Genomic DNA, 11,850 nt, shown 5'->3' on the forward strand with positions numbered 1-11,850 from the left:
CCGACGGCGCTCAATTCAGGTTACCCCGGAGCACGAATCACTCCGCACGGGCGAGCGCGACAAGCCTTCTCTGGTTTTGCTTTAGTCTACCCCGCCGCCCGGTTCAATGCGGAGATTAAGTACCTGGAACCCCGACAGCACTCCTCCCGCCGCCGCCGCCGCCGCCACCTGCGCCGACTCCCCATTCAGCGAAACATCCTGCGCCGCCCGCATCGGCTCCAGCGCATTGGCCATCGAGATCGGCACGCTCGAAAGCGTCTGGCCCTGCATTCCCGCCTGCGTCTCGGGCACCAGCAGGCTTACATACACCCGGTCCTGCGGATGTTGATTCCGCGCTTCCGCCAGCGCCGTCTGCATGTCTGATGGCCGCGGTATCATCTTCGGCTGCGATAACGTCCTGTCCAGCGTCCCCGCATCCGATACCAGCACCCGCACATTTCCACCCTGCAGCCGAGCCGGAACCTTGAACGAGATCCGCACATTCTTCTCCGGCTGCTGCCACGGCCTGAGGGTCGCCTCCACCGTCACCGTATCGCCGGGGTGCACAATATTTCCCGACGTGAACCGCGCCGAAGCCAGTTCCACCGACGCCCGGTGCGGGATCGCCTCCACCTTGAGATTCACCCCCCGAATCGCGCCAAGCCGCGCTCCATTCGTATAGAGCTTCTGGAACCGATCTGCCGACAGCAGCGCCGCGGCAAGCTGCGGAGGCAGTCCCTCCGACCCCCCAGCCCACACATCCACCGGTGACGCCGGATATCCATCCACGTCGATCGTGCCCGTCACGTGATAGCTGTTATCGGCCCCGCTCTCATTCGTCTGCAGCAGAACCTCGTACATGCTCACCAGCACGGCCTGCGACGTGAGGGAAGGCAAGTCCAGCACCTCGATATTGAGGTTGCGCGTCTTCTTCCCGGAGTGCACCGCTATGTGCACCGGAATCGTCTGCGCAGTAGCGCCCAGTACTCCCCGGATGGCCGCATCGCGATCTTCGGTAAATGCGCCAATGCGCTCGCCCGTATTCACGATTTTGAAGGCGTTCAGCGGCGATGCCAGGGTAGCCACCACCTCGGTAGCAGTCATCGGAAGCGAAACCGGCCCCGCCTGTTGAAGGGGATGCCCGCAGGCCAGAAGCTGTTTGAGGTCGACATAGGTAACGGTGCACGTCGCCGCAATCTCCAGGTCGCCCCCCACCAGCAGCGCGCTCACCGCCGATCCCGGAACGATGCTTGCCGCTGCAGCAGCTGAAATCTTATCGGACTTAGACGTCCCTCCGCCTCCGGCTGCAACCGTTTCCAGCCCCGTGCCCTCCATCTTCTGCTGCCACAGCTTGATCGCCTCGGGATGAAAACCGCTCATCACCAGTGGCGTCTCCATTGGCAAAAAGGCCGGCTCCTCGCCCATCGGCCCGGTGTCCTTCTTCCGCTGCAACTCGGCCACGCGCGTCTGCTCGCCCACCGGGATATCGCGCACCTCGAGCATCTGTGCAATCGGCGTAATGCCGGCAATGGGGTCCTTGCTGAACTGCCCGATCCGGTACGACAGCGATCCCAGCAGCTTGTCGCCCACATATACCGGGCTGCCGCTCATTCCCGCTACTACGCCCGTGTACTCCGGCTTGGTGCCGTGGAGCTGCGCCAGAATCATGTCGTGCCCCGGGCCCCGTGCGCCCTTGAGCACTCCCAGAATCTCCACCTGCATGGGCTCCGGCTTGGTCCCGGTGAACACCGTCCAAGCGGTCGCCATCAGTCCACGATGGACCTCGCTCAGCGGGAAGAATCCGCCCGTCGAAGGCGGCGGTCCAGCCGCCGAAGTGGCCGCAAGGTTCGCAGATTGAGAAAGAAGCGTGCCGGGCAGGGCAGTGCCCGCCAGAACGGCGGCAGCCAAAATGAGGGGGAGCCGGATGTCCTTCATGCCGATTTCCACGTCTATTAAATGTAAACCGGCTCTCCGGCCCGCTGTGTGAGCTCAAATACAGTACTGCTTCCACGGGAAGCGCAAAGGCCACGAGCCCCGGTTCTATCTAGAATGAGTCATATCCGCGTATGCTGTTGAGCACAGAGGTCGCCATGCCCAGGAAGTATCTGATGCCGTATCTTCGTCACCGCCTGCACATTTGCACGTTATTTATTCTCGCCGCCCTTGCCGCGGCTCCCCTGATCGCGAGTGCGCAGGCCCCTGCGCCCGCGCCGCAAAAGCCTCAAACACCCGACCAGACCTCTCCTGACTCAGGCGGCCCCACCGGCGACAACGGCTCCATCGCGCTGCCCAAGAAAAAGGAATCCGACACGCCGCCTCCTGCGCCTGCCGAGCCCAAGTTCAAGAATCCTGCCAACGCCCCCACCTACAACCTGCGAGTCGAAGTTCCCGAAGTCACCGTCGACGTGGGCGTCATCATCGACAAGACCCACCAGTTCGTCCCCGGCCTCAAGCCCGCCAATTTCAAAGTCTTCGAAGACGGCGTGGAGCAGAAGGTGATCGGCTTCAAGCGCGTCGAGGCGCCCATCACCGTGCTGATGCTCTGCGAATTCGCCGGCAGCAATTACACCTACGCGTTCCAGTACGACATGCTCAACGCCGCCTGGGTCTTCGCCTCGCAACTCCGCCCCGACGACTACGCCGCGCTCATGACCTACGACATGCGCACGCACATCATCTCGGACTTCACGCAGGACAAGCGCCAGGTCTTCGAAGCCATCCGCCAGCTCATGATTCCCGGATTCAACGAGCGGAACATGTTCGACGCCGTGTCCGAGGCAATGGACCGGCTGAGCCGCGTGGAAGGGCGGAAGTATATTGTCCTGATCGGATCGGGCCGCGACACCTTCTCAAAGCTCACCTGGGACCAGTTCCGCAAGAAGGTAGCGAACTCGAAAGATATCACCATCTACACCGTTTCGACCGGAGGAGCCCTCCGCGCCATCACTGAAGGCCGCCCCGGCTGGGGCAACGAAATGCGCGATATGGATTACCTCCAGGCCGACAACGAAATGAAGACCATCGCCAACATGACCGGAGGCAACTCGTACTTTCCGCGGTTCGAGGGTGAGCTCCCTGAGGATTTTGCGGATATCAACAAGAACATCCGCTCCAAGTACGAGCTGGTCTACCACCCCACCAATCCCAAGCAGGACGGCACCTATCGCAAGCTGCGCGTGGAACTGGTGGACGACGAAGGCAAGCCGCTGCACTTTCAGGACGAGAAGCACAAGCCGCTCAAGTACCAGATCATCACCCGCGACGGCTACCGCGCCCGCCCCGAAGTGGAATAAAAAAGCGAATTAGGTCATCCGCAAAAGCGTGAAGGAGCGAAACTGCAACGCCAAATGCGCTCGCCAGATCGCTCCTTCACTGCTTCACTGTCTCACCTCCGGGCTTCGTATTAGGGCTTTGCATGTCCTAACGGGCCGAAAACTTACTGAGGGTTCGTATCAGGGGCTGATTTTAATCAGCCCACCAACCGGCCCGAAAAGTACCTGGGCTTTAGCCCCCGTCCGGCCGGTTGATCTCGCCCACACCGCCTGCACGCAGGCCCGCTGCTTTGTATCAGGGCTCTCGACTTGCGAAGCTCGGTGAAAAACTCTGGTAAGGGTGCTTCGTATCAGGGGCTGATTTCAATCAGCGCGCAAGCTGCACCATAAACACTTGAGCTTTAGCCTCCGCCACGCTTCTTCATCCGTGCCAGTTAGGCATAACAATACGGCCACTCGTCAGGGGCCGGCGCAAGTCCGGCCTTCACCGGATTCTGGGCGATGTAGGCCCTATGCTGTGCCAGGCTCCTCTCATCCATCACCCGAACTTCGGAGTACCCTTTCTGCCAGACCTCGCCAAGGTATCCCGCCTCTTTTTTCAGTAGATACGAGAATCCACCTTTGACCAGTTGCATGGCCTTCTCAATCGACATGCCATCCCTCACCTCCACCAGCAGATGAAGATGGTTAGGCATCACAACGAAATCGAGCACGCGGAATCTGCTGGCCGTCGCGCACGTCCGCAACACTTCAATCAGAAGCGTCGCGTTTCGCTCAGACTGAAGCAGGAACTTCCCTTGAAACGTATTGGTCGTAGCGAAAAAGATCCGGGCTCGGGACACGATATCCGCAGAATCAGCATTGCGAGCAGGCCTCGCCATAGGTTTACGCAACTCCAATTCTAGAAATCAGGTTAGGCTGCAAACACCTTCTGCTTCGTATTCTGCAAACACCTTTTGCTTCGTATCAGGGGCTGATTTCAATCAGCCCGTTCACCGGCCCAATAAGGACCTGGGGCTTTAGCCCCCGTGGGGAATCTCCGCGCTGCAACGTAAAAGCGGGATGCAGAGAGTGAACTCCGCATCCCGCCTTTCCTTTGCGGGTCGAGAGACATATCGGAGCGGGTTAGGCCCCATTCAGGTAGACAAACCCTCGATCTCCCGAGGCCAGGCCCCGAGAGCTCGCGCAGCCGGTCCAGCCCTGCTAGAACTGGTGGAAGATGTCGTAAATGTAGTAGCCGATTACGAACACCGTGGCCACGGCGGTAACCGTCACCATGGCACGAAACACCGGCTGCACCTTATTGACTTTGGTGACGATGGCTGCCTGGGCCGCACGTTCATGGCTGAAGGCATCGTCGATGAAGATCTGGTCCTCTTCGTCGCGCTCCAGCCGTGAGCGATAGATCCAGACGGCCGCAGAAATCACAACTAATGCACCCCATACCGTCCACATGACGGGTACCATAACCACCTCCGGAACTTTCCGGTCCCAGAACCCGCGCCCGTAAAGGAACCGCGGATCGTGAGTGCAGGGGCCCTTACGGTCCACCATCATAGCGCTGGTTCAGCTCAGGTAACGTGACAAAGATCACTGTCGTTTGTATTGCGAAAACGTCTTAATAAGGAGTTCTCAGGTCCAAATCGGAAGCCGGATAGATTCCGAAGCCGATTCCGGACCTGTAGCATCCAATGGAACGGCTGCGGGATCAGGTCTTGTGTCGGATTTCCCGGGCCGGTAAACTAGCAATAGGACAGAATTTCACGTTTTGGGAGAAAACATGGCCACCACAGCCACCGTACCCGCTCAGGAAACCAAAAAGGCGCCCCTTGTGCTGACGCCCCAGGCTATCGCGAAGGTCCGCGAAATCATGGCGACCCAGGATCCGATCCCGGCCGGGCTGCGCATCGGCGTGGTCGGCGGAGGCTGCTCCGGCTTCCAGTACTCCATGGCCTTCGAGAACCAGGGCGGCATGATGGATAAGGTCTTCAGCTTCGATGACCTGAAAGTCTTTGTCGACGCCACGTCGCTGATGTACCTGAACGGCTGCACGGTCGATTACGTCGAGACCCTCGAAGCCGCCGGCTTCAAGTTCGACAACCCCCAGGTGAAGTCCACCTGCGGTTGCGGCTCCTCGTTCAACGTCTAAGCCTTAGTTCCTCGCACAGAAGCCCGCCCCCCCCCCCCGAGGCGGGCTTTCTCATTCAGTTTTGAAAGGGCACCACTTCAGTGGGTGCCGTTGAGCTGCGCGGAACGAACGAGGCTTTAGCCGCTGAGGGATGGCTTTGACCTGCCAGCCTAACCAGTTCAGTGTTCTTCCGCAGCCTCTGCATTCATCACATCGACCGGTGAGCCCCATCACCGCCACGCCCTCAGTTTGGCCCTATCCTGTTTCTCAGGCGGCGAGAAACGTCAGCGCGGTTCTGTGCCCGAAAACAGCCCTCCGCATAATCGAAAGCTTAAGGGCCACAGCGACACCCCCCACCCCCCTGGCGATCCGGGGATCAGGGCTGGGACAGCGATGAGCAGATCGAAAGGCAGGAAGACCCACCCCCCTCCCCCCCACCAGACATGGCGGGTCAGATGACCTCCCTCGGAAAAGGGCAGACCACCAGGGCAGAGGGCAGAGCGGCTCTGAAGGGCACCCCCCACCCCCCCGGGTGGAGCATTCGGCGGATGAGGGGAAGGGAGACATTCCCACCCCCTCCCCCCTGCCAAGAGCAATGGTGAACCGGAGGGATCCCCCCGATGGCTCGAGGTCAGGGCAAAACGGGCGACTCGGGCGGAAGGCGACCCCCCCCTCCCGTGCACCAGAAATGGTGCAAGCAGAAACGGGAGACATATTTCGCGAAGCGTCGGGCTGAATCCGAAACGGAGTACCCCCACCCCCGCGCCACAAAAAGAAATAGTGAAGTGCCTACTTGACAATCCTCTCGACCGACCCGATACTTAAGCCATAGCTTCAGTGTCTACAGAGGAGGGCAACAACATGGCGGACCCCAAGGTTATTCACAGCACCTTTGTTCTCGAGCGCAAATTCTCCAAACCAGCCGCAACCGTCTTCGCGGCGCTGTCAGAACCGGAGAAGGTGAGGCAGTGGTTCACCGACGAGAAGAACAGTGAGACGCTCGAGTTCTCCCTTCGCTTTGCCGTAGGCGGCTCGCGGCGCCTGGTCTACCGCCTCGGACCGACTACGCCGGTAGCAGGCATGGTCATCATCAACGACGGCTACTTCCAGGACATAGTTCCCAACGAGCGCATCGTCACTGCTACCACCATGACCTCGGGTGACAAACGCCTGGAAGCCTCCCTCACCACCTTCGAACTTCTGCCTTCCGACGAGGGCACGGACCTGGTCTGCACCGTGCAAGGAGCCTTCTTCGAGGGCCTCGGTCCCGACCCGGTGGGCCTTATCAAAGCCGGCTGGAACGGCCTGCTCAACAAACTCATGTCCGTCGTGAACGCAGAATGACCGCGGCAAGCGGTCCGCGGGGGATCCGATGTCCGAAAGCATCAACATCGATCGGCTGTTTCACGCCCTGGGAGATCCGACGCGGCGCGCTATTCTCGATCGTCTGAGGGAGCGCCCGCTGTCTGTCTCTAGGCTCGCTGAACCGCTCGGGATCACGCTCACAGCGGTGATGCAGCACCTTCAGATTTTGGAGGAGTGCGGCCTCGCGCACACGGAGAAGGTCGGCCGCGTGCGTACCTGCCGCATCGGCACGGCAGGCTTCGACGCGCTGGAGAAGTGGGTGAAAGAGCACCGCACCGCCTGGGATCAGCAGCTGGATCGCTTGGGCGAGCTGTTGGAGTAGGGCGCTGATATGACTGTTGCGGTCCGGCAAAGAGAGAAGTGATCAGGCGATCTGCGGCTGCAGAATCGCTTCGATCACGTCGGCAGCGGAGTAGGTGTGCTCGCCCGGCCGCAAGTAGCGCGCGACAGTATTGATGTCGTCGCCGAGCGTGACCAGTGGTGGCTCAACCACGCCGTCCGTGCGAAGCTGGGCATGGCCAATATTGGCCAGCAGGGCATTGCACAGGCACTTCCTGCCGACGGTAGCTTCTTCCGCGCCGCCTTTGGCGACGTAACAGGAGAGGGGCTCCGCGGAGCAGCGCCACGCGAGTTCGCCGTCCGCACGGACATAGGGTTCGCGCAGGAGGCCGACGTCGCAGAGGCGCGGACGCAGCGCGGCCACTGCGGAATCAGAGGCAGTTCCGGCGAGTTGGGCGACTTTGAAGGGAAATCCGGTCGGCGAAGCGAGCGGGTCCGTGAGGACGCGGCCAGTTCCAGCGACGGCCTGGGCGAGCAACTCACGCTTCAAGTCGGAACGGAGACCGGATTCTTCGCTGAAGGCGAACGCGGTGCCCACCTGGACGCCGGACGCGCCCTCCGCCAGTGCTTCGGCGAGCTTCTCAGGGCTGCCGTATCCTCCGGCAAGCCAGAAGGGAACGCCGAGAGCGCGCATTTCAGCCAAGTTCACGCGGTCACGATCGCCGTAGAGTGGCTCGCCGCTCGCGTTGAGTTGCAGCTTGCCGCGAGGCGGGGCGTTGTGTCCGCCGGCGGTGGGGCCTTCCACGACGAATCCATCGACGCGGCCGGAGGCGCGGCGCAGCAAGCTGGCGGCCAGAGTGTGGGACGAAACAATCGCGAGGAAAGTCGGGCGAGTGAGGGACGGCAGAGGCGCATCGTCGGCGTAGTCGGCCGGGTCGAATCTGACCGTTGCGTCTGCTGTGTGCTCGGTGCCTCCGCCGGAGACGGAAAGACGATACTCAGCCGGCCGGCGCGCCGCGAAGGCGTCGAGAATTCCCGGAACCTGGGAGGGGATTCCGGCGCCCATCAGGACGTAGCCCACGCCGGCGAGCATCGCTCCGTAGATGGAGGCGAGGTGGGGGAGCTGGACTTTCTCCAGGAAGTTGATGCCGACTGGGTTCTGATGGCCCTCGCGGGCGAGGAAGACCTCAGCGAAATTGGCGGCCATGCAGAGCTCAACGAGCTTGCGAGGCTGGCGGTGGCTGTGGAGCGGCAGGGCCGGGTAGGGCTGCGTGGCGGGCTTGCCGCCCGCAATGAAGAATTCGTCGAGGATGCGGCGGGCGACAGCGGGGAAGGGAAAAGCAGCGAGGGCGCGGCGCATGGCGCCGCTCGGGTCGCCGTCGGCGAGACGGCGCACGAGGACCTGGTCGAGCGCGGTGCCCGAAACTACGCCGAGCTGGGCGGTCAGGGAGACGGCCTGGGCCAGCCGCCAGTTCGAGATGCCGACACCCATGCCGCCCTGAATGATCGTGGGGACTTTAAACATCGGTAGATTCTCTCATCCAACACGGCGAGGGAGTTCGTGACGGGGCTCACACTTGTTGGGCAGTGAGCATTTGTAGGAGGATTTCGCCGGCGTGTTGGGGCTCGTCGGTCTTGAGTGCCGGATCGACCGCAAGGACTTTGGCGTTGGGCGCGAGGCTTCGGAAAGTAGCGAGGGTCTGTTCGAGGGCGTCAGGGCGGGTGCTGGGCCCGACGAGGATGAAGTTGGGCTTCTCGATCATGAGGAGGATCTTTGCATCGCGAACCAGGCTGGCCGCCTTTACTTCATAGGCATGCTGGGTGAGCACGGCTGTGGCGAAGGCACAGAAGTCGGGTGACTGATCTACGAGCACCACGCAGCCGGCGGCGCAGGGCACGCAGGCGGTGCTGGCGTCTCTCTCGAGGAATGAAAGGACAGCTTCGTCTTCGGAGGCGAATAGCTTCAGGACGGAGTCGAGCCGCGTCATCCTGAGGATTTCGAGGATCGTCGGGGTGACGGCGGCAAGACGGAGGTCGCCGCCGCGCTGGCGAAGGCTGTTGGCGTAGCGGACGATGAGGCCGATTCCGGAGCTGTCGATTCGGCTGACGCCAGCCATGCCGAGCACAACATGCTTGAGGTTGCGGAACGAGTCCTTATGCAGAACAGCGAGGAGCGACTCGGTTTCGGGGCCGGAAGCGATGCGGCCGGCGCACTCGACGATGAGGACGGTTCCGCAGATGTGCGTATTGAGTTCGAGAGGCATGGGACTTTTGGGTTCAATTGAAAATAGCATGTGAGGCAGTTGTCGGTTACCAGTTTTCAGCCCGGTTGTGCCCCCAAGGTGCTCAGATCTGCGCTGTTTACTATCGAGTACAATCTCGCAGTGTTTGTTGCAACGACTTGTTTTGGTGCTATGGGATTTTGTAGAACGATAAATCTAAACATCTATATCAGTTAGGTTGATTTTTGGCGAATAGATGGAGAAGTAAAAACAGGGGGAGGGGTAGCTAATTTTCTAGTAAACCCAGTTACTGCCTAATTAACCGCCCTTTTTGGTCTTCGTGTGGCAGTGCGTGATCAGTGCTCTCGGGTCTCTCCATGGATCGCTGCGGCAGATGAGACATGAAACACTACTCCCTGCCTTCTGAAAGGCCCTCTAATGGTAGGACGTCGGACTGAGTGAGTATGTGATGGCGGTCACGAATGCGGGACGTTCTTGGGACTGTGGTTTCCACGGAAATGCGGGGCTGCCAGAACGCGTGGTTTCCAGGCAAAATGCCAATTGATATCACACTCAGACGCCAAGTGGGTGGAGGTTTTGGCACCGACTATTATTACGGAAATGCTCAGGGAGAAGTGGAACCTCCAGCAGACGGAGTGCTTACACTCATCTGGAGAGAGCAGCAAGCGTCCAGTTGATCGCGTCCGCAGGTTTCGTGCGAAACGATATGGACTTCGCCCGATACGCCGCCAGAAGTTCTAAGGAGCCTCATTGCCAAGTTCGGAGACCATCCGAGAGTAGCAGGAAATGTCTAAGGTCTCGGCCTGAGTTTCAGCCCTCTTTTCCATAGCACAATATTCCCAGAACGAAACGCGCTGCACAGAGCGGCAATCGCATCCCTTCTCACGGCCTCCGAAGCCGTCTTCTTGGGTGGCGTCTTCCTTTTTGGTGGCTCAGGTGCGCGAAAGATCTTTTGGCATCGTTTCCTCGAAGGTCTTTCGCGCATGTAGCCCTTCCTTGTGTTGGTATTTCACCTTGTTGCCTCAGCTTTCGGGGTAGGGCCATTATGATGATTGCAGTTGAATATGGCGTCCTGGTGTCCGAGAGTAAATGAGCAGAATTCATATGTATGTATGAGTCTGTCAGGGCCTCTCCATTTGAACCTGCCTAAGATGAATGCGATAACCCTCCCATCCGCGCTGGCAAGGCTCTGAGCGGTTTGCTGCGAAAACTTCTCATTGCCCTTGATAGTTACATAGTTTTTGCCGGGAGGTACTGTCATGTTGAAATTGGTGTTTTGGGGCTCATCAGCGGCAAAATAGCGCCATACATGTTCCTGCAAATCAAGCCAATTGTCATTGTTCGAGGGAATAGGTTTATCGGAGTCACTGATCGCTACCGTGACGCGCCCTCGCATACTCAGGTCCACCGTCGATGGCCCCAGATTCTCGAAGTAAACGTTGACGCGCTGTTCCTGTCCCTCTTGCGGTGGCGAAAAATCATATGGTTTGTACAGATGCATCTGCGGCCTTACCGCGTCGTCCAAACGGGAGGCGGATGATCTTCTTGTGGACCTCAACGATTGCGGCATCGGTCCAGAAGGTTCTGATTGCGACAATGACGGCTTGGGCGGTGGTCCCGTAATGGAGAGCGTAGGAAGGTTTTCCTTCCCTTGAGATGGTTGTGTCGCCATAGGGATAGATCGGTCCAGTAGGAATGCAATCGCGCCCGTTGCAAGGACAGCCCCGATGAACCATCCCTTCCAATACCTTCGCTTATATAGCCAAGACAGACACAGAAGAACTAGCCCTAGCCAAGCTAATGCGAGAAATACACGCGAGCCTCCCTTACTTTGGTACCCACGTGTTTGTAGAAACTCGTTAAATCCCCAGATCGCCAAAGCGCCGAAAGACACAGAGAAGACCGAGCGAAAGAAAGTCTGCTTAATGCGGCGCTGCCGCATTTCCGAAGGTTCCGCGATTTGATGATCCTCGTCGGCGCCTTGCATGTGCTGATTTTCGCGCGACGGAAGAATCTCAGGCTTTTCGGCCATGGCGCATTACCTCCTTAGCGGAACTGTGCTAGCGCATAGAAACAGGCGACTGAGGCGGGTAGGTGCAGGTTCCGCCACCGGCCACGTTGGGAGGGAGTCGTAGAAATGGCGAAGTGGTGATGTCCCCATGACGTTCTTCGGAAACTGAAGGCTTCGTATCATACCCTCCGTCCACCGCTCGCACGTCACTTGGAGTAGTTCCGCTATACACAAGATTAAAGCGCCGCTCCTCTCCTGCGAAAAGTACGTCAAACTGCGGCGAAAGAACAAGTCTTCCGTGAAGGTCAGTGCATTTCATAACCCATATCGGATAGTCCGAGGTCAAATAGAAGTCTTCCAGTTTTGCCTTGGGGTCCACGTATAACAGCGTGGCCACATTGTAGGCGTCCCGATTCGTTTGATTACTGACCCTGTATCGAAACACCTGTCCAGATTGGATGGTGATCTGCTTCGGGCTGATCGATATCAGTGGCCATAACCAATAGCCATACGCAACCAGAGGTATCGCATGGAGGAGGAGCAGTAACGCTCTTAGGCCCGGTGTGGGGATGA

General features: G+C 59.4%; 10 protein-coding genes. 4 read left to right on the forward strand and 6 right to left on the reverse strand.

Annotated elements, in window-relative coordinates:
• Positions 1–81: 81 nt before the first annotated feature.
• Positions 82–1,914 carry a SpoIVB peptidase S55 gene (locus MOP44_RS19485; RefSeq protein ID WP_260791920.1) on the reverse strand — a complete coding sequence of 611 codons (1,833 nt, stop codon included), beginning with the start codon at positions 1,912–1,914 and terminating at the stop codon, positions 82–84.
• Positions 1,915–2,069: 155 nt separating this feature from the next.
• Here MOP44_RS19485 and MOP44_RS19490 point away from each other — a divergent pair, with 155 nt between their 5' ends.
• Positions 2,070–3,272, forward strand: a complete 1,203-nt coding sequence (locus tag MOP44_RS19490) for a VWA domain-containing protein (RefSeq protein ID WP_260791921.1) — start codon at positions 2,070–2,072, stop codon at positions 3,270–3,272.
• Positions 3,273–3,685: 413 nt separating this feature from the next.
• Here the strand turns inward: MOP44_RS19490 and MOP44_RS19495 are convergent, their stop codons facing one another.
• Complete coding sequence (locus MOP44_RS19495) at positions 3,686–4,093, reverse strand: REP-associated tyrosine transposase (RefSeq protein ID WP_260791922.1); 408 nt, start codon at positions 4,091–4,093, stop codon at positions 3,686–3,688.
• A 361-nt stretch (positions 4,094–4,454) separates the two neighbouring features.
• Positions 4,455–4,718 carry a hypothetical protein gene (locus tag MOP44_RS19500; RefSeq protein ID WP_260791923.1) on the reverse strand — a complete coding sequence of 88 codons (264 nt, stop codon included), beginning with the start codon at positions 4,716–4,718 and terminating at the stop codon, positions 4,455–4,457.
• A 313-nt stretch (positions 4,719–5,031) separates the two neighbouring features.
• Here MOP44_RS19500 and MOP44_RS19505 point away from each other — a divergent pair, with 313 nt between their 5' ends.
• The 3 genes from MOP44_RS19505 to MOP44_RS19515 all read left to right on the forward strand — a co-directional run bounded on the left by MOP44_RS19505 (position 5,032) and on the right by MOP44_RS19515 (position 7,066).
• On the forward strand, positions 5,032–5,400 hold the full coding sequence (locus MOP44_RS19505; RefSeq protein ID WP_260791924.1) for a HesB/IscA family protein: 369 nt from the start codon (positions 5,032–5,034) through the stop codon (positions 5,398–5,400).
• Between the two features lie 840 nt (positions 5,401–6,240).
• A complete protein-coding gene (locus MOP44_RS19510; RefSeq protein WP_260791925.1) occupies positions 6,241–6,723 on the forward strand; it encodes an SRPBCC domain-containing protein in 483 nt (160 codons plus the stop codon).
• A 28-nt stretch (positions 6,724–6,751) separates the two neighbouring features.
• Complete coding sequence (locus tag MOP44_RS19515) at positions 6,752–7,066, forward strand: ArsR/SmtB family transcription factor (RefSeq protein ID WP_260791926.1); 315 nt, start codon at positions 6,752–6,754, stop codon at positions 7,064–7,066.
• Between the two features lie 42 nt (positions 7,067–7,108).
• Here MOP44_RS19515 and MOP44_RS19520 read toward each other — a convergent pair whose 3' ends face one another.
• The 3 genes from MOP44_RS19520 to MOP44_RS19530 all read right to left on the reverse strand — a co-directional run bounded on the left by MOP44_RS19520 (position 7,109) and on the right by MOP44_RS19530 (position 11,298).
• A complete protein-coding gene (locus MOP44_RS19520) occupies positions 7,109–8,548 on the reverse strand; it encodes a nitronate monooxygenase (protein ID WP_260791927.1) in 1,440 nt (479 codons plus the stop codon).
• Between the two features lie 46 nt (positions 8,549–8,594).
• On the reverse strand, positions 8,595–9,287 hold the full coding sequence (locus MOP44_RS19525) for an STAS domain-containing protein (RefSeq protein ID WP_260791928.1): 693 nt from the start codon (positions 9,285–9,287) through the stop codon (positions 8,595–8,597).
• 988 nt (positions 9,288–10,275) lie between these two features.
• Positions 10,276–11,298 carry a hypothetical protein gene (locus tag MOP44_RS19530; RefSeq protein ID WP_260791929.1) on the reverse strand — a complete coding sequence of 341 codons (1,023 nt, stop codon included), beginning with the start codon at positions 11,296–11,298 and terminating at the stop codon, positions 10,276–10,278.
• Between the last annotated feature and the right edge of the window lie 552 nt (positions 11,299–11,850).

Origin of the sequence: Occallatibacter riparius, assembly GCF_025264625.1 — a bacterium.
Taxonomy (GTDB): Bacteria; Acidobacteriota; Terriglobia; order Terriglobales; family Acidobacteriaceae; genus Telmatobacter; species Telmatobacter riparius.

What these genes read in the sequence shown, in the direction of transcription:
- MOP44_RS19485 (WP_260791920.1), bottom strand. Translation starts at nt 1,914, where the DNA reads ATGAAGGACATCCGGCTCCCCCTCATTTTGGCTGCCGCCGTTCTGGCG.
- MOP44_RS19490 (WP_260791921.1), top strand. Translation starts at nt 2,070, where the DNA reads ATGCCCAGGAAGTATCTGATGCCGTATCTTCGTCACCGCCTGCACATT.
- MOP44_RS19500 (WP_260791923.1), bottom strand. Translation starts at nt 4,718, where the DNA reads ATGGTACCCGTCATGTGGACGGTATGGGGTGCATTAGTTGTGATTTCT.
- MOP44_RS19505 (WP_260791924.1), top strand. Translation starts at nt 5,032, where the DNA reads ATGGCCACCACAGCCACCGTACCCGCTCAGGAAACCAAAAAGGCGCCC.
- MOP44_RS19510 (WP_260791925.1), top strand. Translation starts at nt 6,241, where the DNA reads ATGGCGGACCCCAAGGTTATTCACAGCACCTTTGTTCTCGAGCGCAAA.
- MOP44_RS19515 (WP_260791926.1), top strand. Translation starts at nt 6,752, where the DNA reads ATGTCCGAAAGCATCAACATCGATCGGCTGTTTCACGCCCTGGGAGAT.
- MOP44_RS19520 (WP_260791927.1), bottom strand. Translation starts at nt 8,548, where the DNA reads ATGTTTAAAGTCCCCACGATCATTCAGGGCGGCATGGGTGTCGGCATC.
- MOP44_RS19525 (WP_260791928.1), bottom strand. Translation starts at nt 9,287, where the DNA reads ATGCCTCTCGAACTCAATACGCACATCTGCGGAACCGTCCTCATCGTC.
- MOP44_RS19530 (WP_260791929.1), bottom strand. Translation starts at nt 11,298, where the DNA reads ATGGCCGAAAAGCCTGAGATTCTTCCGTCGCGCGAAAATCAGCACATG.